Source organism: Bradyrhizobium sp. BEA-2-5 (assembly GCF_032918025.1).
Taxonomy (GTDB): domain Bacteria; phylum Pseudomonadota; class Alphaproteobacteria; order Rhizobiales; family Xanthobacteraceae; genus Bradyrhizobium; species Bradyrhizobium pachyrhizi.
The window spans coordinates 4,988,552-5,010,065 of the sequence record NZ_CP136629.1; the positions used below are offsets into that span (position 1 = coordinate 4,988,552).

The following is a 21,514-nucleotide window of genomic DNA, read 5'->3' on the forward strand; positions in this document are numbered from 1 at the left end:
GTGCGGTGGTTATGGGTCCCTGTGTCTTGGAAGTCTGTCAGGATGGGTTGGGCGGGAAGCCGTTGGGTCCTTGGCGCTTGACGCCGTGAGCCGGCTCGGCCTCCCGCCCGTTCCATTACCAACCTGAACAGTTGCACGAGGCTGCGCCAACAGACCTCGCATCACAGGGACAGGCACCGTGATCATACCCCCTCGTTATGTCGGAATCGACGTCTCCAAGAAGCATCTCGATATCTTTGATGAAGCTGACGGCGTGTCCAGGCGCATCGCCAACGCGGCACAGGCCATCACACAGCAGGTGGCGCGTTGGCGATGCGATGCGCTGGTCGTCTTCGAGGCCACGGGCGCCTATGACCTCGCGCTTCGCGAGGCCCTAAGCCAGGCCGGTGTCCGCTTCGCTCGGATCAATCCAGCTCGAGTTCGCGATTTTGCGCGGGCCAGCGGCCAACTTGCCAAAACCGATCCGATCGATGCACGGATGCTGGCGGCCTTTGGCCGGGTCATGCAGCCGGCAACCGAGCGGGCCGCCAATCCCGCCCGCAACGCTTTGGCAGGGCTTGCAAAACGGCGGGACCAACTGGTTCTCATGCGCGCGCAGGAGAAGAACCGGCGCAGCGAGGCCGACGACCGCGCCATGGCCGAACGGATCAGTCGGCTCATTGAGGTTCTCGATGGCGAGATCGCCGAGATCGAGGCCGATATCAACGCATTGACCAAGGCCGAGCCGGAGATCGCGGACGATGCGCGGTTGATGCGCTCACTGCCGGGCGTGGGTCCCGTGGCTTGCATGCAGCTGATCGCGAAGATGCCGGAACTTGGACATGTTGGAGCGAAGCAGATCGCCGCGCTCGCGGGCCTTGCCCCCTTCAACGTCGACAGCGGCGCCTTCCGTGGAAAACGCAAGATCGCCGGCGGCCGAAAGCGCGTTCGTGACGCCCTCTATATGGCGGCTCTGAACGCGGTTCGTCGGGCCGATCCATTCAAGGCCTTCTACGCGCGGCTGCGACAGGTCGGCAAACCAGCCAAGCTCGCTCTCATTGCCGTTGCCAGGAAGCTCCTAACGGTCCTCAACGCCATGATGCGCGACAGAAAGCCCTACCTGCAGACCAAGCCGACATAACAGTTGCCGGCTTTCGCCGGGACGACACCGAATTTGTGGCTACACTACTCCGCCGCCATCTGCCGCGGCGCGGGCGGCGGGTTGGCGAGGTCGGCGGCGAGTTGCGCGTAGCGAACCTTCGCTTCCTTGATCGCCTTGTCCTTCACCGGGCCGTAGCCGCGGATACGGTCAGGCAACGCCAGCAGTTCGACCGCGACGTCGTGATTGAGCGGCGACAGCAGGTTCAGCACCGTCGCGACATCCTTCTCGTAGCCCGCGATCAGATCGCGCTCCAGCTTGCGGTCGGCGTTGTAGCCGAAGATGTCGAGCGGCGTGCCGCGCAGGAAGCGGAATCTCGCCAGCACCCTGAAGGCCGACATCATCCACGAGCCGAACGCGCGCTTCTTCGGACGGCCCTGTGCGTCGAGCCCTCCGCCGAGGATCGGCGGCGCCAGATTGAAATTGAACTTGAACTCGCCCTCGAACTGATCGCGCAGCTGCTTCTCGAAGCGGCCATCGGTGAACAGCCTCGCCACCTCGTACTCGTCCTTGTAGGCGAGGAGCTTGGCGTAGTTCACGGCGACCGCGCGCGGCAGCGCCTCGCCATAGCCGCCCTTCGCCGCGGCATCGCGAACCTGGTCGACCAGCTTGCGATAACGTCTTGCCAGACGCGCATTCTGGTAGTCGGTCAGGAACGCCATGCGATGGGTGATGATCTCGTCCAGCGACGTCGCATCCAGCGATTTCGGTGGCGCGATCTCGTCGTCGCCCTTCATCATCCCGCTCAGCCGCGCCGGATCGGCGGCGGCCAGGCGCCCGAGCTGGAACGCCTGGGTGTTCATCTTGATCGAGACGCCGTTGACCTCGATCGCCTGCAGGATCGCCTCCGCCGACAGCGGCAGCAGCCCGCGCTGATAGGCAAAACCCATCATCATCATGTTGGTGGCGATGGCATCGCCGAGGAGCTGCTCGGCCGGCCTGGTGAAATCGAAGAAGACGGAGTCCTTGTGCAGCGCCGTCTCCAGCACCGCATTCAGCTTGCGGGTCTGGAAGTTGAAGTCGCGGTTGAGGACGAAGTCGGCGGTCGGGATCACGTGGCTGTTGATGATGCCGCGGGTGCGGCTGGTATCGCAGAGCGAGATCGTGTCCTTGGCGACCGCAACCACCTCGTCGGCCGCGAGCACGAGATCGGCCGTGCCGGTGACGATGCGCGAGCAGGTCACCTCCGCCGGATGATCCGACAGGCGAACGTGGCTGAGCACCGCCCCGCCCTTCTGCGCAAGGCCCGACATGTCGAGGATCATCGAGGCCTTGCCCTCGATATGGGCGGCCATGCCGAGCAGCGCGCCGATCGTGAGCACGCCGGTGCCGCCGACGCCGCCGACCGCGATGTTGTAGGGCTTGTCGAGCGCGGGCTTGGAGGCCGGCTCCGGCAGATTATCGATGCTGCCGAGCTCGGGCGGCGCGCGCCGCCTGAGCTTGCCGCCGTCGACGGTGACGAAGGACGGGCAGAAGCCCTTCAGGCAGGAATAGTCCTTGTTGCAGGACGACTGGTTGATGGCGCGCTTGCGGCCGAACTCGGTCTCCAGCGGCTCGACCGAGATGCAGTTCGACTGCACCGAGCAGTCGCCGCAGCCCTCGCAAACGGCGGGGTTGATCATGACGCGGCGCGCCGGATCCTCCATCAGGCCGCGCTTGCGGCGCCGGCGCTTTTCGGCCGCGCAGGTCTGCACGAAGACGATCGCCGACGTGCCCTTGTACTCGCGGCACATCTTCATGACGCTGTCGAGCTCGTCGCGGTGATACTTCTTCACGCCGGGCGCGATGGTGTCGGCCGGATAGGCGTCGGGCGCCTCCGAGACCAGATAGATCTCGCGGATGCCCTCGGCGTGGAGCTGGAAGGTGATCTGCTGCGGCGAGAGATCGCCGTCATGGCGCTGGCCGCCGGTCATGGCGACGGCGTCGTTGTAGAGGATCTTGTAGGTGATGTTGGTCTTGGAGGCGACCGCCTGGCGAATGGCGAGCAAGCCGGAGTGGAAATAGGTGCCGTCGCCGAGATTGGCGAAGATGTGGTTCTCGTTGGTGAAGGGCGCGATGCCCACCCACGGCACGCCCTCGCCGCCCATATGCGTAAAGGTCTCGGTCGAGCGGTCCATCCACAGCGCCATGAAGTGACAGCCGATGCCGGCAAGCGCGCGGCTGCCTTCGGGGACCTTGGTCGAGGTGTTGTGCGGGCAGCCCGAGCAGAAATACGGCGTGCGGGAGACAGGCGCGACCGCCTGCATCTGGGTGGCCTGGCGGCCGTTGAACCAGTCGGCCTTGACGCGGAGCATCTCCGCGATTTCGGGGTTGAGATCAAGTCGAAGCAGGCGTTCCGTGAGCGAGGTCGCAAGCGAGGCGACGCTGAGCTCGGCGGCGAAGGTCAGGAAGCGCTTGTCGTGCTCATCCATCTTGCCGACGATGCGCGGGCGGACGTCGTCGCGCCAGTTGAACAGCTCCTGCTTGACCTGGTTCTCGACGATCTCGCGGCGCTCCTCGATGATGAATATCTCTTCGAGCCCGACCGCGAACTGCCGCACGCCTTCGGGCTCCAGCGGCCAGGGCATGCCGATCTTGTAGAGGCGAAGGCCGATCTTGGCGGCGACCTCCTCGGTGATCCCCAGTTCGCGCAGCGCCTGGCGCACGTCCTCATAGCTCTTGCCCGACGCCATAATGCCGAAGCGGGCGTTCGGCGAATCCATGGTGACGCGGTTGACCTTGTTGGCACGCGCGAAGGCGATCGCGGCAAAGCCCTTGTAGTCCTGCAGGCGGCGATCCTGCTCGAAGCGGTCGTCGGGCCAGCGGATGTTGAGGCCGCCGGGCGGCAGCTCGAAATCGGTGGGAATGATGAAAGGCTTCATCTCGTCGGTGAGGTCGATCTCGGCAGTGGTCTCCACCGTCTCGGTGATCACCTTCATGCCGACCCAGCAGCCGGAATAGCGCGACATCGCGATGCCGAGCAGGCCCATCTCGATCATCTCGTGGATGCTGGAGGGATAGAGATAGGGCATCAGCGCCGAGATGAAGGCGTGGTCCGACTGATGAGGAACGGTGGAGGATTTTGCGCCGTGGTCATCGCCGGCAAGGCACAGCACGCCGCCGTTCTTGGCCGAGCCGGCGGCATTGCCGTGGCGGAACACATCGCCGCAGCGGTCGACGCCCGGGCCCTTGCCGTACCAGATGCCGACCACGCCGTCGTATTTGGCACCGGGCGAGAGGTTGAGCTGCTGCGAGCCCCAGACGGCGGTGGCCGCCAGGTCCTCGTTCACGCCGGGCTGGAACTTGATGTTGTACTGCTCGAGATGCTTGCGGGCTGCGAAAAGCTGCTGGTCGTAGCCGCCGAGCGGCGAGCCGCGATAGCCGGAGATGAAGCCCGCGGTGTTGAGGCCGTTGGCGCGGTCGCGCCGGATCTGGGCCATCGGCAGGCGAACCAGGGCCTGGATGCCGGTCATGAAGACGTGGCCGGTGCCCTGGGTGTATTTCTGGTCGAGGCTGATAGGCCCTTGGTTGATTCCCATTTAGCCCTCTTTTCGCTGGTCGCGACGACTGCTTTTTAGCTAGTCATCCGAGCTTGTTAGAACCAGTCTATGTCGGATTTTCCGGCCCGCGCAGCACAATTCTGGGCGACCCGGCCCGTCGCTCAAAAATCGCAATTTCGTGCCGGGAATATTGCGGGGCCGTTTCGGTTTCTGTCGCAGGACAGGCCCGCGGCGAAATGGCGTAACGCGTCTTGTGGACCGGAAGGTGATCGGATGCGGCGACGATTTCGAACGACGGGTGCGATTCTGGTCGCCGCGCTGTTGTGCGGTGCGCTCGCGACCCGAGAATGTGCCGCCGCGCCGACCGACGACGTCATCGCCCACGGCAAGGCGCTGGTCGAGGCCGGCGACTGTGCGGGCTGCCACACTGCCGATCCGGCCAAGCCGTTCGCAGGCGGCAAGCGGATCGACACGCCGTTCGGCGCGATCTTTGCGCCGAACCTGACGCCTGACCGCGACACCGGAATCGGCGCCTGGAGGGACGACGATTTCCTGCGCGCGCTGCGGACCGGCGTCGCGCCGAGCGGCGCGCATTATTATCCCGCCTTCCCCTACCCCAATTTCACGAAGCTGATCCGCGACGACATCCTGGCGATCCGTGCCTATCTCGCGACGCTGGCGCCGGTCAGCAACAAGGCGCCGCCGCCGGAGCTGCCTTGGCCGTTGAACTACCGCGTGCTGATGCGGGCGTGGAACGCACTGTTCCTCACGCCGGGCATCATCCAGCCGGATCAGGGCAAGGGTGCGGAATGGAATCGCGGACGCTATCTCGTCGAGGCCCTCGCCCATTGCGGCGCCTGCCACACGCCCAAGAACGCCTTCGGCGCCGACCGGCGCGACCAGGCGCTCAGTGGCGGCAGGGTGCAAGGCATGTTCGCGCCAAGGCTCGACGGCGCCGCACGCAGCGGGCTGAAATCATGGAGCGTGGCTGACATCACCGAATATCTGCAGAGCGGCCGCAACGGGCACAGCCATGCCGGCCCCCTGATGTCCGAGGTGGTGCTCAATTCGACCTCGAAGATGCGCGACGCCGACGTGCGCGCGATCGCGGTCTATCTGAAGAGCCTGCCTGCCGGCGCGCCGGAGCCGGAGGTCACCCCGCCCTCGCCGGCGCAGATGAGCGATGGCGAACGGATCTACCGCGCGGCCTGCATCGCCTGCCATGAACTCGACGGCTCCGGCGCGCCGCGGATCTATCCGCCGCTGCCCGGCAACGCCAATCTGCAATCGGCCAATCCGACAAGCACGCTGCGCATCATCCTCGACGGCGCACAGACCGTGACCACGCCGCGCGCCCCGAACGGCGGCTCGATGCCGGCCTATCCCAAGCTCACCGACCAGGAGGTCGCGGACGTTGCGACCTACATCCGCAACGCCTGGGGCAACGCGGCGCCGGCCGTCACCGCGGACGAGGTCGCTAAGGCGCGGACGGCGAAATAATCGTTCAGCGTTCCTCGTCGCTGAACACGAATTTCGGCATCTCCCATCGGTAGCGGATCGCAAGCATGCGGAACGTCAGCCCGAGTGCGAAGGTCAGCGCGGTCCAGAGCTGGGCGTTCACCTGCAGCCCGGAGCCGGTCACATAGAACAGTCCGGTCACCACCGAGACGCTGGCATAGAGCTCGGATCGAAACAGCAGCGGCACGTCGTTGCAGAGCACGTCGCGCAACACGCCGCCGGCGCAACCCGTCACCATGCCGGAGACGATCACGATCGGCAGCGGGACGTCGACTTGCGAGGCCACATCGCAGCCGGCCATGGTGAACACCACGAGTCCGATCGCATCGAGCACCAGGAATGCGAGGTTGAGCCGGTGCACCAGCCGCGCCAGCAGAATGGTGGCGAAGGCGCCGGCCGCCGCGACCGCAAGATAGATCGGATGCGCGACCCAGAGCAGCGGATAATGCCCCAGCAGCACGTCGCGGATGGTGCCGCCGCCGAGCGCGGTGATCGCGCCGAGCATGCAGACGCCGGCCCAATCCATGCTGCGCCTGCCGGCCGCCAGCGCCGCCGTCATCGACTGCGCCGCAACCGCAATGAAGGAGAGCACGTGCAGCACCGAATCGGTGGGCGGCATGGTCCACATTGAAAAGGCCTCAAGAAACAGGTTGGAACCCGAGGAATCGGCGGTTCCTGCATGAACAGGTTGCAACATTGGCGCGGAACATCCTCGCGCGCCAGCCATTGTCCCCTGCGTTTAGCTTTGAGGTGCTAACGGAGGAACTTTGCAATGGCCCATCAACCTGACGATCCGTATCGCGCCAACCTGACCGAGGACGAAATGCGCCGTCAGGCGCGCTTCAACAGCCTGGACAACGAGCTGCAGCCGGATCCGGAACTCCAGGAGGGACCGGCCAGCACCACCAAGATCGCGATGTTCGCCGTCGCGGTGGCCGTGGTGCTCGGTGCGTTGTTCTACGGCTTGAACAATACGTCGGTGCATGAGGCGGGCACCACGCCGTCAGCGCAGACCGCACAGCAGCAGCCGGCCAATCCGGCCGCGCCGCCTCCGGGCATGCGCGACGTGACGCCGAAGCCGAACAGCCAGCCCGGCACGACCACGGGCGCGGCACCGGCACAGCCGGCCTCGCCGTCGGCCAACAAGCCGACCGGACAGGAAATCGACCGCTCGGCGGCGCCGTCCGACTCGACCGGCGACAAGAGCAAGTAATCCGCTCGCTATCGTGAGCGACGAAGCAGCGGGCCCCAGCGGCCCGCTGCTTTTTTTGCGTGTGAGTTTACTTGAACATCTTGTTGAGCTCGCCGCCGGGATAGCCGTTGGCGAATTCGGTGAAGGTGCCCTTCTCGGCCATCTCCTTGGCCGCCTTCATCACACCGGTCCAGGCCATCCGCGCCAGCGCTCCGCCGACGCTGATCCGTCGCACGCCGAGATCGGCGACCGCTTGCAGCGTCAGCTCCGACGCACCGCCGATCAACAGATTGACCGGCTTTGGCGCCACCGCCTTCACGACCGCGGAAATCTCCTCCTTGGTCGCGATGCCCGGCGAATAAAGGACGTCCGCTCCTGCTTCCGAATAGGCCTGCAGCCGTTCGATCACCAGATTGAGGTCCTTCTTGCCCCACAAGAATGCCTCACAGCGGCCGGTGAGCAACACACCGCTGTTGTCGGCATCGATGGCCTTGCGCGCCGCCTTGATGCGCTCGACCGCAAGCTTGTGCTCGAACAGCGGGTTGGCGGCGTCTCCGGTGGAATCCTCGATCGAAAGCCCGGCGACGCCGGTCTTGACGCCGCGCGCGACATTGGCGGCGACCTTGTCGGGCTCAACCGCGAAGCCGCCCTCGAAATCCGCATTGACGGGAATATCGACCGCCGCACACAGCGCAGTCAGGTGGTCGCAGACGTCCTCGACGCTGACGTGGTTGTCGGCCTTGCCGATGGTCCAGGCAAAGCCTGCGCTCGAGGACGCGATCGCCTTGAAACCGAGATGTTGCAAGGCTTTCGCGCTGCCGACATCGACCGGATTGGGCAGGATGAAGCAGCCGCTCTCGTGCATCTTCTCGAAGGCGGCGCGTTTGTCAGCAGTTGGCAGTGGCATTGGTCGCTCCCTGGAGTCATTGGCCGCGCACAGATAGGCACCCACGCATCCGCCCGCTAGTGCGGCTCATGCGCCGCGCGGCTGTCCTTCGGGGCCTGATCGCGTTCGTTCAGGCCGTAATCACGGATCACGCTCGCCACCCGCAAGCGATAGTTCTCGAAAATCCGCGCGCGGCCCTTGGCCTGGGTACGGCGATGCTCCATCGTGTTGCGCCAGGCCAGCACGGCTGCCTCATCCCGCCAGAACGACACCGACAGGATCTTGCCCTTCTCGGTCAGGCTCTCGAAGCGCTCGACCGAGATGAAGCCGTCGATGGTCTGCAGCAACGGCTTGAGGTCGGCCGCGAGGTCGAAATAGTCCTGGCGGTGTTCCGGCTTGGGCCAGACTTCGAAGATCACGGCGATCATGGGCGCCTCCCGCACATTGCCGTTGTGGCCCTACTATACCTCGACCTTGCGGAGAAATGTCCGTTCCTCGGCGAGGATGAAGCGGTTTTCTTCCGCGAAGTTGAAGTTCGCCACGCCCTCCTTGTCCTGGCGAAGCCGCGCGCGATAGGCCTCATAGGCGGCAAGGCTGTCGAACGAGATCAGCGCGAACGCGATGTTGTTGGTGCCCTCGTGCGGCATGAAGTAGCCGATCAACTCGCCGCCACATCTCGGGATGATGGTGAGCCAGCGCTTCGAATATTCCTCGAACTGCGCGCGCTTGAACGGATCGAGCTGGTAGCGGATGAAGACGGTGACGGGCATTGATGGCCTCCGGTCATGTTTCCGTTATTGCGAGCGTCAGCGAAGCAATCCTCGCAACGACGGCACGGTGAATAATAGCGGCTTGTCCGACCTCGATGCTTCGGCTATCATCGAACTATGAAAGCAGGACCCGACATCTCCCGGATCGCCTCCCTGGTCGGCGACCCCGCCCGCGCCAACATGCTCACGGCGCTTATGAACGGCCGCGCGCTCACCGCGAGCGAGCTGGCGCAGGAGGCCGGCATCACGCCGCAGACCGCAAGCTCGCATCTTTCGAAGCTCGAGGCCGGCGGCCTCGTCGAGCCGGAGAAGCAGGGCCGCCACCGCTATTACCGCCTCACCGATGACGACGTCGCCGGCGTGCTCGAGGGCCTCGCGGGCCTCGCCGCGCGGACAGGCCACATGCGCGTGCGCACCGGACCGAAGGATCCGGCGCTGCGGCGGGCGCGGATCTGTTACGACCATCTCGCCGGCGATCTCGGCGTGCAGATGCTCGACACCATGAAGCGGCAGAAGCTGGTCCGCCAGAGCAAGCAGGCGATCGAGCTCACCGGCGAAGGCAGGCGCTTCATGGCCGAGGAGCTGCAGATCGACGCCGATGCGCTGACGCATCCGCGTCGCCCGGTGTGCAAGGCCTGTCTCGACTGGAGCGAGCGGCGCCACCATCTGGCCGGCACGCTGGGCGCGGCCTTGATGCAGCGTTTCGCCGAGCTGAAATGGGCCTCGCGCGATGCCACGCCCGGCAGCCGCGTGGTGAATTTCACCCGCACCGGCGAGAAGCAGTTCGCCGCGCTGTTCGGCACGGACCAATAGCGGCGCGCCTTCGGGCAAGCGTCGGTGAACCGCCGGTCTCGCTTGCCTCGCCTTCCGATGTATTTTCGTACGCTCGCCATCAGCGCGCGGCTGCCCGCGTCCACGAAATATTTCGAAGTGATGCTGAGCCGGCTTGCGGCGCGCTGACGCAGCTGTGAGCTGCAACATTCATGTCGCATTCAGGCCGCAACATTATGGTCGGCGACATCGGGCACGCCTTCTGCAATGATCCGGCCGGGCGAATCGGTAGACGAAAGTTTGTTGCGGTGCCGCAGCGCGGCCCAAATAAAAAAAGGAGAAGACATGAAGTATCTTTTTGCTGCAGCAGTTCTGGTGACGACCGCATTCGCCGGCATCAGCGCCGCTGATGCAGCCGGTGGCTGCGGCCCCGGCTGGCACCGTGGCCCCTATGGCGGCTGCGTCAGGAATCGCGGCGTCGTCGTCGCACCGGGCGCCGTTGTCGTGCGCCCGCCGGTCGTGGTCGAGCGCCCCGTCGTGGTGGCGCCGCGTGTCCGCGCCTGCCCCTACGGCTTTGTCTGGCGCTACGGCCGTTGCCGCCCGATCTGATCGCGGCAGATTGCGAACTAACAAAACCCCGCCTGGCGCGGGGTTTTTCTTTTCATCATGGAGTCGATATCACCAGCGGCGCCAGTGATGACGGCGCCAATGGTGGCGGCGCCAGCCCCAATGCCTGCGGTGCCAGTGCCGGTGACGCCAACCCCAGTGGCGATGATGCCAGCGTACTTGCTCGGGCTTCATGCGGCCGACCTCCTCGCCCGTGGTGACGGCGGGATGCGCATCGCCAGCCGCTGGTGCGCGTGCATCCTGGTTGAGGGGAAGCGGCGCGAGCGGCGCCGCCTGCGCCGCCGCTGCGAAGGTGACGGCTCCGGCGGCGACACCGAAGGCCATCTTCAGAAAATCCCGGCGTTCCATGAGCGTTTCCCTTTGTTGCTGGGTTGGACCAACTGCAGCGGCGAGTTTTTGCCTCGCGAGCTGAACGCTCGCTGAACTGCGCGTTCACGTTCATGGAACTCGAGGGTTCTCGAGGTCGTGACGTCACGCAGCCATCATGCCGCCGTCGCCTCCTCCGCCAGCACCAGGAGATCGCGCGTGCGCGTCACCTCCGGCCAGTCACGGTTGAAGTCGGCGACCAGCCGCTTCATGTCCGCGCTGTTCACCGCGCGCTCGAGCGCCTTCTCGTCGGCGAACTGATAGGTCGCCTGGTGCAGCGAGGGATCGCTCAGGCTCCAGCATCGCCAGGCGCGCTCGGCGCCGAACGATTTCATCGCGTCCGGCAGATGCTCGCGCGAATACCAGGCGTCGAAGGCGGGACGCCTGGCGGCATCCGTGACAGTGGCGCGGACGACGAAATAGGCTGCGGGCATTGGTTCCTCCATGGTTTCATTTCGCACAGGCGGCCGGCATATGCTCCGTGATATGTCGGCTTGCTGACAATGCCTGATCAGGGGGATCACCTATGCTTGCCCGTCTCCGCACCGCCCTGCTCTCGTTCCTGCTCGCCCTCGGCGCCGCGCTGCCGGCTGCCGCCGGGGAGATCGCGCTGCTGCGCGAGGCGCAGCTCGGGCCGCGCCCGTTCTATCTGGTCGACAAGATGAAGGACGGGCCCCTGAAGCAGCAACTCAGCCAATGCACCGGGCCGTTCCACAAGACGGATTTTTCGATCGGCCATCGCGGCGCAGCGCTGCAATTTCCCGAGCATAGCCGCGAATCCTATCTCGCCGCCGCGCGGATGGGCGCCGGCGTGATCGAATGCGACGTCACCTTCACGCGGGATCGCCAGCTGGTGTGCCGGCACTCGCAATGCGACCTGCACACCACGACCAACATCCTGACGGTGCCGGACCTCGCGGCAAAATGCACGCAACCCTTCAGCCCGGCCGATCCGGCCGCCGGCAGGAGGGCCTCGGCGAAGTGCTGCACCAGCGACATCACGCTCGCCGAATTCAAGCGGCTCACCGCGAAAATGGACGGCTTCAATCCAGATGCGAGGACGCCGGAGGAGTACCAGAACGGCACGCCGCGCTGGCGCACGGAGCTCTACGCCAGTTCCGGCACGCTGATGAGCCATGACGAGAGCATCGCCTTGATCAGGAGTTCTCGGCGCAAAATTCACGCCCGAGCTGAAGGCACCGGAAGTGGCGATGCCGTTCGACGGCGACTACACCCAGGAGACATATGCGACCCAGATGCTCGCCGCCTACAAGGCCGCCGGCATTCCGCCGAGCGACGTGTTCCCGCAGAGCTTCAGCCTCAAGGACATCCTCTATTGGGTGAAGACCGAACCCGATTTTGCCAGCCAGGCGCTCTATCTCGAGGACCGCTACGAGAAAGCAGGGCTCGATCCGAACCGGCCGGAGACCTGGAAGCCGTCGATGCAGGAATTGAAGGCCTCCGGCGTCGCGATTTTGGGGCCGCCGATCTTCGCGATGCTGGCGCTGAACGACAAGGGCGAGATCGTCCCGTCGGCTTACGCCAGGGCGGCGAAGGCCGCCGGCCTCGATCTGATCGGCTGGTCGCTGGAGCGCGACGGGCCGCTCAACCGAGGCGGTGCGTTCTACCACAAGTCGGTGAAGGCTGCGATCGACCGGGACGGCGACACGCTGACCGTGCTCGACGTGCTGGCAAGGCAGGTCGGCGTCCGCGCGATGTTCTCCGACTGGCCGGCGACAACAACGTTCTATGCGAACTGCATGGGAATGAAGTGAGCACACCGTAGCGCGGGTTGGGCGCGACCGTATCCCGCGCTTCGCGCCCGCCGCGCGCACCCGTCATGCCCATTCCGACCGTTTCATGGATCGTCGAACAGGACTAGCATCGCTGAACAACATCCCAGGGAGGCCGCCATGAAGCCAGGACAACCGGTCAAGGACGCCAGCCATCTCTACGAAGTCGAGCGCCGCGCCGAGCACGCCGCCCGCCCCGGCTTCCGCATCATGGAGCTGCAACTCTCGCCGACCCAGAAGGTGCCGTGGCACACCCACAGCAACATCTCCGACACCTTCTACGTGCTGGAGGGCCAGATGCGGCTGTTCCTGCAGGAGCCGAAGGAGGAAGTGAACCTGAAGGTCGGCGAAGTCTACGCCGTCCGCCCGACCCGCCCTCACCTCGTCACCAACGCCGGCACGACGTCGCTGACGTTCCTGATCCTGCAAGGCGTCGGGGAGTACGACTACGTGCCGCTAGCGTCGAAGTAGGAGCGTGCAGTGCTCTCTCCGCTCGTCGTCCCTGCGAAAGCAGGGACCCATAACCACAGTTTTGCATTGTTGCGGCAAGCTGTAGCCCCAGCACGGTACAATCACGACCAACTGTGGTTATGGGTCCGGGTCGCGCTCCGCTTGCCCGGGACGACGTCGGTGAGATTCCGATTCACAACTCAAACAGCCTGTACGGTGTCATCACCCGCGTATGCGCATGCGGGTGATTCAGTATTCCAGAGACGCCGGTGCTTGAGCCGAGAAACCGCGGCGTACTGGATCGCCCGGTCCCGTCTTCGCCAAGGCTTCGACGAGGCCATGCATCCCTTTCACGCCGAAGCTTGAGCGGAGGCGGCGAACCTGGCGATGACGGTGCGGGTTCCTCACACACGATCGTCGTCCTGGCGAAAGCCAGGACCCATAACCACCGCATTTGATGATGAACGGGATCGCAGCCCCAGCGTCGCGCAACAATTCAGATTTGGGGCAATGGGTCCTGGCTTTCGCCGAGACGACACTGAGTTTGCGGCGCCGCTTTGCGCGCCCGCCGCGCCTCACATCAGCTTCAGCGGCGCGTCGTGAACCAGGCGCAGGTCGATGTTGCCGATCAGGCGCGCGCGGCGCGCCTCGGCGGTGCTGATCGCGGCCTCCGTCTGCCGCAGCGTGCTGACGTTGGAGCCCAGCGAGACGATCCCGCCGAGCACCAGCGCGATCGATCCGAGTGCCGCAGTCTGACCGGCGCCCAGCAGCCCGAGCAGCGCGACGGCCAGCAACGCGAACCCGCCTGCGATCGCGACCTTCGACCCGAGAATGATCCGCCGGGAGCGCTCGGCGCTCTCGGCAAGCTCCTCGATCTGCGCCTCGATCTCGGAGATCTCGTCGGTCGGCTCGTCTTCGGTCATCAAGTTCGAACCTGTAGGGCGGGTCAGGCGGAAGCCGCAACCCGCCACGGATCGTGCGGAGCGAAGATGGTGGGTTACGCTTGTGCTAACCCACCCTATGCTCCCCTCACAACGGCATGTTGTCGTGCTTCTTCGCCGGGATTTCCATCTTCTTGTCCTTCAGCATGGCCAGCGCCCGCGCGATCCGCTTCCTTGTCGAGTGCGGCATGATGACGTCGTCGATGTAGCCGCGCTCGGCGGCGATGAAGGGGGACAGGAAGCGGTCTTCGTATTCCTTGGTGCGCGCGGCGATCTTGTCGGGGTCGCCGATGTCAGAGCGGAAGATGATCTCGACCGCGCCCTTGGCGCCCATCACGGCGATCTGGGCGGTCGGCCAGGCGTAGTTCATGTCGGCGCCGATCTCCTTGGAGGCCATGACGTCGAAGGCGCCGCCATAGGCCTTGCGGGTGATGATGGTGACCAGCGGCACGGTGCACTGCGAGTACGCAAACAGCAGCTTCGCGCCGTGCTTGATCAGGCCGCCATATTCTTGGCTCGTGCCCGGCAGGAAGCCCGGCACGTCGACGAAGGTGACGATCGGGATGTTGAAGGCATCGCAGAAGCGGACGAAGCGTGCCGCCTTGCGTGAGGCGTCGCTGTCGAGCACGCCGGCCAGCACCATCGGCTGGTTGGCGACGAAGCCGACGGTGCGGCCGGCGATGCGGCCGAAGCCGGTGACGATGTTCTTGGCGAAGGCTTCCGCGATCTCGAAGAAGTCGCCCTCGTCCACGACCTTCAGGATCAGCTCCTTCATGTCGTAGGGCTTGTTCGGATTGTCGGGGATCAGCGTGTCCAGGGACATGTCGACCCGGCCGATGTCGTCGAAGCTCGGCCATTCCGGCACGCCGTCGGTGTTGTTGGACGGCAGGAAGTCGATCAGGCGGCGCATCTGCAGCAGCGTCTCGACGTCGTTCTCGAAGGCGCCGTCGGCGATCGAGGAGCGCGTGGCGTGCACCGAGGCGCCGCCGAGCTCTTCCGCCGTGACGACCTCGTTGGTCACGGTCTTCACCACGTCGGGGCCGGTGACGAACATGTAGCTGGTGTTCTTCACCATGAAGATGAAGTCGGTCATCGCAGGCGAATAGACGTCGCCGCCGGCGCAGGGGCCCATGATGACGGAGATCTGCGGGATCACGCCCGAGGCCAGCACGTTGCGGCGGAACACGTAGGAATAGCCGGCGAGCGCGGCGACGCCCTCCTGGATGCGGGCGCCGCCCGCGTCATAGAGGCCGATGATGGGCGCCCTTGCCTTCATCGCCATGTCCTGGAGCTTGGTGATCTTCAGCGCGTGGGTCTCGGACAGCGAGCCGCCGAACACGGTAAAATCCTTGGCGAAGACGAACGTCTTGCGGCCGTTGACGGTGCCCCAGCCGGTGACGACGCCGTCGCCGGGCACCTTGGTCTTCTCCATCCCGAACTCGGTGGAGCGGTGCTCGACGAACATGTCGAACTCCTCGAACGACCCCTTGTCGAGCAAGAGCTCGATGCGCTCGCGCGCCGTCAGCTTGCCGCGAGCGTGCTGCGCCTCGATGCGCTTTTCCCCGCCGCCGAGCTTTGCGGCAGCGCGACGGTCTTCGAGGGCGTCCAGGATGTGTTTCATTTGTTTCCGCCCGTGTTAGCTACAGTCCGCGTCCCGGCGCGAGCCGAGGTTCGGAAATGGCTTAGCACGGCCATTTCGGAACCGGAAAGGCGGTTGTGGCCGGGTTCGGGCGCAAAAAACGGTAGGATTTTCCGATATCTGGGGAGATGGCGATGACCGACACGAACACGGCCACGGTCGAGACCGGCGCACCGACCGGCGGGGTGCGCACCCTGCTCCGGCTGGAGGGCCTGGTGCTGTTCCTCGGCATGACCGTGCTCTATGCCCAATGGGAGGGCTCGTGGCTGGTCTATGTCCTGCTGTTCCTGGTGCCGGATTTGAGCTTTGCCGCCTATCTCGCCGGACCGCGGTTCGGCGCGATGGTCTACAACGCCGCCCACAGCTACATGGCGCCGGTGGCGCTGCTGACGCTCGGCTTTGCCGCCGCGGCGCCGCTGGTGCTGTCGATCGCGATGATCTGGCTCGCCCATATCGGGATCGACCGCGCGCTCGGCTACGGGCTGAAATATTCCAAGGGCTTCGGCTTCACCCATCTCGGGCGGATCGGGAAAGCGCGGGAGCTCGCCTAGCGCCCGCTTCCTGAGCGTCACGCACGGCCGGTCAAATTGACAGCGTGCGCGTCCATTGCTGTAGTCGCGGCCAATCAAGACAACATCGGGGGAATCGATGCTGACAGACTGGCGCCTCGCCGCGACCGCGATCCTGTTCTGCTGCGCCGTGCTGTTCACCTGCATCGAGACCAGCGCGCAGCAGATTCCGAAGGAGATCGCGGCGCGCACCGAGATCTACGGCATCCCCTCGCTGACGATCTCCGACCAGCAATTTTTGAACGGCGACAGCAACGGCAAGGCGGTCACCGTCGGCGGCGAATTCCGTATCGCGCAAGGCAGCGGCCGGCTGCCGGTCGTGGTCCTGATGCACGGCTCGAGCGGCGTCGGCGCCGGGATGGACGGCTGGGTGCGCCACTTCAACGGCATGGGCATCTCGACCTTCGTGATCGACGGCTTCTCCGGCCGCGGCCTCACCGCGACCGGGCCGAACCAGGCCCTGCTCGGCCGGCTCAACCTGATCGTCGACATCTACCATTCGCTGGAGATCCTCGCGAAGCATCCGCGGGTCGACCCCGAGCGCATCGTGCTGATGGGATTTTCGCGCGGCGGCCAGGCCACGCTCTATGCCAGCCTCGACCGCTTCAACAAGCTCTGGAACAAGTCCGGCGTGCAGTTCGCGGCCTACATCCCGTTCTATCCGGACTGCTCGACCGGCTATCTGACCGACACCGAGGTCGCGGCGCGGCCGATCCGGATCTTTCACGGCACGCCCGACGACTATAACCCGGTGGCGAGCTGCAAGGCCTATGCCGCCCGCTTGCAGGAGGCCAGGCGCGACGTGGTGCTGACCGAATATCCTGACTCCGCGCACGGCTTCGATGCCGGCCTGATCGGCAACAACACGGTGGTGGAGGCAACGGGATCGCAGACCGTGCGCCATTGCACCATCAGGGAAGGCGAAGGCGGCGTGCTGATGAATGCATCGACCCAGGCGCCGTTCAGCTACAAGGACGCCTGCGTCGAGCTCGGCCCGCATGTCGGCGGCAACCCGACCACCGCGCTCGAGGCCCGCAAGGCAGTTAGCGATTTCCTGCAGGCGCTGTTCAAGCTGAGCTGACAGACGCGGGTGTTCCAGTGATGCTTTACACTGCCGTCATTGCGAGGAGCGATAGCGACGAAGCAATCCATCTCCCCACTTGGAGAGGCATGGATTGCTTCGCTTCGCTCGCAATGACGTGGATGGAGCAATGTGTGCCCCTCTGAAGAACAGTTAAGCGAAGCGGCGCGCGAACACCACGCAGACCACGACCGCCAGGGTCGCCGCGATCATCGACCACGGCACCTGCTCGTGCAGCAACAGGCCGGCCAGCGCGAGGCCGAAGAACGGCTGCAGCAGCTGCAATTGGCCGACGCTGGCGATGCCGCCGATCGCAAGGCCGCGATACCAGAACACGAAGCCGACCAGCATGCTGAAGATCGAGACATAGGCGAGCCCGAGCCAGGCCGGCGCACCGATGCCCTGCCAGCTCGGCGGCAGCGTCATGATCGTCATCAGGAGCACCACCGGCGCCGACAGCAACAGCGCCCAGGAGATCACCTGCCAGCCGCCGAGGCGGCGCGACAGCGCGGCGCCTTCGGCATAGCCGAGGCCGCAGACGATAATCGCCGCGACCATCAGGAGGTCGCCGGTCAGGGACGCCGATCCGTCGCTCGACAGGGCGAACGCGCCGACCGTCGCGCTGCCGACGCAGGCGAACAGCCAGAACAGCGGTTGCGGCCGCTCACCGCCGCGCAGCACGCCGAAGATCGCCGTCGACAGCGGCAAGAGGCCGATGAAGACGATCGAATGCGCGGAGGTGATGTGCTGGAGCGCGAGCGCCGTCAGCAGGGGAAAGCCGATCACGACGCCGACAGCGACGATCGTCAGCGACACCAGGTCCTTGCGCTGCGGCCAGGGCTGCCGCAGCACCGCCAGCAGCGCGGCGCCGAGCAGCGCCGCGATCGCCGCCCGCGCCGAAGTCAAAAACAGCGGCGAGAACCCGGCCACGGCCACCCGTGTCGCCGGCAGCGAGCCGCTGAAGATGATGACGCCGAGAAGCCCGTTGCCCCAGCCGTCGATCGAAGCCTTGTCCATCGTACCTCACTTCCGAACGCCGACCATAGCCGGCGGAGGCTCGCCAAGGCAGCTACAGATCAGTACAATACTGCAAAACTGTATGGACAAAGGTAGGCATACACTTGCAACAGCAATCCGATGCGCCGCAATCCAACGCAGCGAAGGCCACGCGGACCACGGACGTGATGAACGCGATCCGCGCCAAGGTGGCGAGCCGTGCGCTGGTCGCCGACGACCGCCTGCCCTCGATCCGCGGCCTGGCCGCGACCATGGGCGTGTCGCCCTCCACCGTCGTCGAGGCCTATGACCGGCTGGCGGCCGAGGGCCTGATCCGCGCCCGGCCCGGCTCCGGCTTCTATGTCTCGTCCGCGGCGCTGCCGCCGCTCGCGCTCGCCAAGGACCAGCCGCAGCGCGACCGCGCGGTGGATCCGTTCTGGGTGTCGCGGCAATCGCTCGATGCCGAGACCGGCGCGCTCAAACCCGGCTGCGGCTGGCTGCCCGCCGAGTGGATGCCTACCGAAGCGCTGCGGCGCGCGTTGCGCGGCCTGGCGCGGGCCGACGATGCCGTGCTCTCCGACTATGGCGCGACGCGCGGCTCGCTCACGCTGCGCCGGATCCTGATGGCACGGTTTGCCGACGAGGGCCTCGAGGTGCCGCCCGAGCAGCTCTTGCTGACCGCGTCCGGCACGCAGGCGATCGATCTCGTCTGCCGCTTCCTGCTGCGGCCGGGCGACACCGTGCTGGTCGACGATCCCTGCTACTTCAATTTTCGCGCGCTGCTGCGCGCGCATCAGGTTCGCATCGTCAGCGTGCCCTACACGGCATCGGGCCCCGATATCGCGAGCTTCGAGGCGACGCTTGCCGCCGAGCGGCCGCGGCTTTATGTCACCAATTCGGCGCTGCATAATCCGACCGGTGCAACGCTGTCGCCGCAGACCGCGCACCGCGTGCTGAATGCCGCGACAGCCCATGATCTCACCATCGTCGAGGACGACATCTTTGCGGACTTCGAGCCGGAGCCTTCGGCGCGGCTCGCCGCACTCGATGGCCTGAGCCGCGTGATCCGGATCGGCAGCTTCTCCAAGACGCTGTCGGCATCGGTGCGCTGCGGCTTCGTCGCCGCGCGGGCGGACTGGATCGAGGATCTCGTCGACCTCCAGGTCGCGACCGGTTTCGGCGGTCCCAGCGCGGTCGCGACCGAGATCATCGCCGGCGTGCTGTCGAGCGGTTTCTATCGCAAGCATGTCGAGGAGCTGCGCCGGCGCCTTGCCCGCGCCCGCCGCGACATCGGCGACAAGCTGCAGCGCATCGGCGTCACACCCTGGCTGATGCCGCGCGGCGGCTTCTATCTGTGGTGCCATCTGCCCGACGGGTGCGACTCGGCCGACGTGGCGCGGCTGGCGCTCGCGGACAATGTCGTGCTGGCGCCGGGGAATGTGTTCAGCGCCTCGCAGACGGCCGCCGCCTTCATGCGCTTCAACGTCGCGCAATGCCGCGACCCGAAACTGATGCCGACCTTGCAGCGGGCGATCGGGCGCTGAGGCATGATGAGATCGAACTGGGGCGGCGGCGGTACTTCACCGCTCCCTTGGGAGAGGCGAACCGAACCCGCGACCAAACCGATTGAGTCCAAACCATCGCGCGCTAGCCAGCAGCGGCGCCCTACTTCTCACCCACCTTGAACGGCTCCTCCTTGCCCGGCGGCACTGTCTCCTCAGCCATCGCCAGGATCATCGCCACCATCACGTAATTGCCGGCGACCGCGGTGAGGTCGACGATCTGCTGATCGTTGAAAATCTTCCTGGCACGCGCATAGGTCTCGTCGGAGACCTTCTTGGTCGTGGTCAGTTCGGTGACGAAGTCGTACACCACCGCCTCGTCGTCGGCCATCTTCGATGGGCGGTTGCCGGCCTTCAGCTCGGCGATGACGTCGGGCGGCAGACCGGCCTTGGCGGCGAGCGGCGCGTGCGCGAACCACTCGACCTGCGAGCGCCACTGCCGGCCGATGATCAGGATCGCGAACTCGTTCAGCCTGGTCGGCACCGAGGTCTGCCAGCGCAAATAGTAGAACAGATCGTAGAGGCGTTGGCCGAGCACCGGGCTCCGGATCATCGGATTGTAGGGACCGCCGATGCCGACGCTCGAGACCTTCATGATCTGCTCGCCGAGCGGTTTTTGCAGGTCGCTGAGCTGCTCCATCGTGAGCTGCGGGAAGCGCGGCTCCTTGCTGGTGGCCGGCACCGAAAACACGGTTGCTGCGAGCCAGCCGCCGGCCGCAGCCAGCGTGAGCGACGAGAGCCAGACTGTTGCTGAATGCATGATTCCTCCGCTTTGATTTATCGGAGGATGCTAGTCGAGCCGCACAGCGTCGACCAGCCGCGGTGCGCGCAGGTCAGCTCGTCACAGCGCGACGATATCGGTGAGGCATTGCTGCGAGACGCTCATCCGCGCATCGATCTGCGCCTGCGTCTTGCAGTCCATGTTCATCGCGAACACGGTGATGTCGGTGCCCTTCTCGGCCCAGCCGACCATCCAGCCGAGCGAGCCGTGCTCCTTGTCGGTCAAGCCGGTCTTGGCGCGAATGACGGCGGCGCCGACCTTCGTCACCGGGAGAATGTCGCACACCAGCTGCTGGCTGCGCTTTGAGATCGGCAGTACGCGGCGGCGCAGCCGGTCGACGAAATCGACCTGCTCGACCGGATCGATGCGCAGGGCGCCGGTGAGCCAGAACTGGTCGATGCCGCCGCCGATGTCGCGATTGCCGTAGTCGAACTCGTCGACATATTTCTGCATGCGCTCCTGGCCGATGCGCCGTGCAATCTCCTGAAACACCGGAAAGGCCGACACCGCGAGCGCGGAGCGCAGCGTGTGATCCTTGTTCCAGGCTTCGATGCTGCGGGTCGTCCCGTCCCACTTGAAGACGTCCTTGTCGGGGTCCGCGACCACTCCGGTCTCCAGCGCAATCAGCGCATTCGGAATCTTGAAGGTCGAGGCCGGCAGCTTGCCCTCGCCCGAGCGCTCCTTGTCGCTGGCGACGATCAGATAGTCCTCGACCTTGTAGCCGACGAAGGTGCCGTCGGTACCGAGCTCGAAGAAGCGCTTTTGCAGCTCCTCGCGAAACTCGCTGCGCTGATAGGACACGTTGGCGAAGCTGCGCGACGGCAGGATCGCGGCGGCAGCAAGCAGACCGAGCGCATGACGGCGATGGATCACGACAAGTCCTGGGCAGGTTCGCGTTGACGACGATGGTGGATGCCATCGTGGTAAAAGGATGGCAAGAAGACTCACTTGTTTG

General features: G+C 65.5%; 22 protein-coding genes and 1 pseudogene. 10 read left to right on the top strand and 13 right to left on the bottom strand.

The features are described from left to right. Window positions 1–178 precede the first annotated feature (178 nt). A complete protein-coding gene (locus RX327_RS23435; protein ID WP_317247246.1) occupies window positions 179–1,120 on the top strand; it encodes an IS110 family transposase in 942 nt (313 codons plus the stop codon). Between the two features lie 44 nt (window positions 1,121–1,164). Here RX327_RS23435 and RX327_RS23440 read toward each other — a convergent pair whose 3' ends face one another. Beyond that, on the bottom strand, window positions 1,165–4,656 hold the full coding sequence (locus RX327_RS23440) for an indolepyruvate ferredoxin oxidoreductase family protein (RefSeq protein ID WP_317247247.1): 3,492 nt from the start codon (window positions 4,654–4,656) through the stop codon (window positions 1,165–1,167). A 234-nt stretch (window positions 4,657–4,890) separates the two neighbouring features. Here RX327_RS23440 and RX327_RS23445 point away from each other — a divergent pair, with 234 nt between their 5' ends. After that, window positions 4,891–6,117, top strand: coding sequence for a c-type cytochrome (locus RX327_RS23445; protein ID WP_317247248.1), 1,227 nt, complete (start codon window positions 4,891–4,893; stop codon window positions 6,115–6,117). Window positions 6,118–6,121: 4 nt separating this feature from the next. On the opposite strand, the gene RX327_RS23450 is transcribed toward RX327_RS23445, so the two are convergent. Beyond that, a complete protein-coding gene (locus RX327_RS23450) occupies window positions 6,122–6,763 on the bottom strand; it encodes a trimeric intracellular cation channel family protein (protein WP_317247249.1) in 642 nt (213 codons plus the stop codon). 144 nt (window positions 6,764–6,907) lie between these two features. Here RX327_RS23450 and RX327_RS23455 point away from each other — a divergent pair, with 144 nt between their 5' ends. Then, entirely contained in the window at window positions 6,908–7,348 is a 441-nt protein-coding gene (locus tag RX327_RS23455) for a hypothetical protein (protein WP_028338220.1), read from the top strand. A gap of 67 nt (window positions 7,349–7,415) precedes the next feature. Here RX327_RS23455 and RX327_RS23460 read toward each other — a convergent pair whose 3' ends face one another. From RX327_RS23460 to RX327_RS23470, 3 genes are read right to left on the bottom strand one after another with little or no spacing between them, the layout of a single operon-like run. Next, window positions 7,416–8,234, bottom strand: coding sequence for an isocitrate lyase/phosphoenolpyruvate mutase family protein (locus RX327_RS23460; protein ID WP_317247250.1), 819 nt, complete (start codon window positions 8,232–8,234; stop codon window positions 7,416–7,418). Between the two features lie 56 nt (window positions 8,235–8,290). Then, the gene (locus RX327_RS23465; RefSeq protein ID WP_317247251.1) at window positions 8,291–8,641 is read right to left on the bottom strand and encodes an antibiotic biosynthesis monooxygenase; all 351 of its coding nucleotides are present in this window, start codon (window positions 8,639–8,641) and stop codon (window positions 8,291–8,293) included. Window positions 8,642–8,674: 33 nt separating this feature from the next. After that, window positions 8,675–8,983, bottom strand: coding sequence for an NIPSNAP family protein (locus RX327_RS23470; RefSeq protein ID WP_317247252.1), 309 nt, complete (start codon window positions 8,981–8,983; stop codon window positions 8,675–8,677). Between the two features lie 117 nt (window positions 8,984–9,100). Between RX327_RS23470 and RX327_RS23475 the strand changes: the two genes are divergently transcribed. After that, complete coding sequence (locus RX327_RS23475; protein WP_317247253.1) at window positions 9,101–9,796, top strand: metalloregulator ArsR/SmtB family transcription factor; 696 nt, start codon at window positions 9,101–9,103, stop codon at window positions 9,794–9,796. A 179-nt stretch (window positions 9,797–9,975) separates the two neighbouring features. Here the strand turns inward: RX327_RS23475 and RX327_RS23480 are convergent, their stop codons facing one another. Next, window positions 9,976–10,101, bottom strand: a complete 126-nt coding sequence (locus RX327_RS23480; protein WP_283809401.1) for a hypothetical protein — start codon at window positions 10,099–10,101, stop codon at window positions 9,976–9,978. Here RX327_RS23480 and RX327_RS23485 point away from each other — a divergent pair. Further along, a complete protein-coding gene (locus RX327_RS23485) occupies window positions 10,100–10,363 on the top strand; it encodes a GCG_CRPN prefix-to-repeats domain-containing protein (RefSeq protein WP_028338226.1) in 264 nt (87 codons plus the stop codon). The genes RX327_RS23480 and RX327_RS23485 overlap by 2 nt on opposite strands. 69 nt (window positions 10,364–10,432) lie before the next feature. Here the strand turns inward: RX327_RS23485 and RX327_RS23490 are convergent, their stop codons facing one another. Continuing rightward, on the bottom strand, window positions 10,433–10,729 hold the full coding sequence (locus RX327_RS23490; protein ID WP_028338227.1) for a twin-arginine translocation signal domain-containing protein: 297 nt from the start codon (window positions 10,727–10,729) through the stop codon (window positions 10,433–10,435). A gap of 134 nt (window positions 10,730–10,863) precedes the next feature. Next, complete coding sequence (locus RX327_RS23495) at window positions 10,864–11,181, bottom strand: hypothetical protein (RefSeq protein WP_050384506.1); 318 nt, start codon at window positions 11,179–11,181, stop codon at window positions 10,864–10,866. A 92-nt stretch (window positions 11,182–11,273) separates the two neighbouring features. Here RX327_RS23495 and RX327_RS23500 point away from each other — a divergent pair. Both RX327_RS23500 and RX327_RS23505 read left to right on the top strand, forming a co-directional pair. Next, window positions 11,274–12,522, top strand: a pseudogene (locus tag RX327_RS23500) (glycerophosphodiester phosphodiesterase family protein). Window positions 12,523–12,660: 138 nt separating this feature from the next. Then, window positions 12,661–13,011: a cupin domain-containing protein gene (locus tag RX327_RS23505; RefSeq protein ID WP_050384504.1), complete on the top strand. Its 351-nt coding sequence runs from the start codon at window positions 12,661–12,663 to the stop codon at window positions 13,009–13,011. Window positions 13,012–13,565: 554 nt separating this feature from the next. On the opposite strand, the gene RX327_RS23510 is transcribed toward RX327_RS23505, so the two are convergent. Together RX327_RS23510 and RX327_RS23515 are read right to left on the bottom strand one after the other, a co-directional pair. Beyond that, window positions 13,566–13,913, bottom strand: coding sequence for a hypothetical protein (locus tag RX327_RS23510; RefSeq protein WP_028338231.1), 348 nt, complete (start codon window positions 13,911–13,913; stop codon window positions 13,566–13,568). A gap of 106 nt (window positions 13,914–14,019) precedes the next feature. After that, a complete protein-coding gene (locus tag RX327_RS23515; RefSeq protein WP_317247254.1) occupies window positions 14,020–15,552 on the bottom strand; it encodes an acyl-CoA carboxylase subunit beta in 1,533 nt (510 codons plus the stop codon). A gap of 146 nt (window positions 15,553–15,698) precedes the next feature. Here RX327_RS23515 and RX327_RS23520 point away from each other — a divergent pair, with 146 nt between their 5' ends. Continuing rightward, on the top strand, window positions 15,699–16,121 hold the full coding sequence (locus RX327_RS23520; RefSeq protein ID WP_410712073.1) for a DUF4260 domain-containing protein: 423 nt from the start codon (window positions 15,699–15,701) through the stop codon (window positions 16,119–16,121). 97 nt (window positions 16,122–16,218) lie between these two features. After that, a complete protein-coding gene (locus tag RX327_RS23525) occupies window positions 16,219–17,220 on the top strand; it encodes a dienelactone hydrolase family protein (RefSeq protein ID WP_050384502.1) in 1,002 nt (333 codons plus the stop codon). Window positions 17,221–17,373: 153 nt separating this feature from the next. Here the strand turns inward: RX327_RS23525 and RX327_RS23530 are convergent, their stop codons facing one another. Then, window positions 17,374–18,237 (bottom strand): DMT family transporter, encoded by an 864-nt coding sequence (locus RX327_RS23530; RefSeq protein WP_317247256.1) that lies wholly within the window; start codon window positions 18,235–18,237, stop codon window positions 17,374–17,376. Window positions 18,238–18,404: 167 nt separating this feature from the next. Between RX327_RS23530 and RX327_RS23535 the strand changes: the two genes are divergently transcribed. Then, a complete protein-coding gene (locus RX327_RS23535) occupies window positions 18,405–19,760 on the top strand; it encodes a PLP-dependent aminotransferase family protein (RefSeq protein ID WP_317251307.1) in 1,356 nt (451 codons plus the stop codon). Window positions 19,761–19,881: 121 nt separating this feature from the next. On the opposite strand, the gene RX327_RS23540 is transcribed toward RX327_RS23535, so the two are convergent. Next, window positions 19,882–20,538 carry a carboxymuconolactone decarboxylase family protein gene (locus tag RX327_RS23540; RefSeq protein WP_050384500.1) on the bottom strand — a complete coding sequence of 219 codons (657 nt, stop codon included), beginning with the start codon at window positions 20,536–20,538 and terminating at the stop codon, window positions 19,882–19,884. 81 nt (window positions 20,539–20,619) lie between these two features. Beyond that, window positions 20,620–21,432, bottom strand: a complete 813-nt coding sequence (gene blaOXA, locus RX327_RS23545) for a class D beta-lactamase (RefSeq protein ID WP_317247257.1) — start codon at window positions 21,430–21,432, stop codon at window positions 20,620–20,622. Window positions 21,433–21,514: the final 82 nt, after the last annotated feature.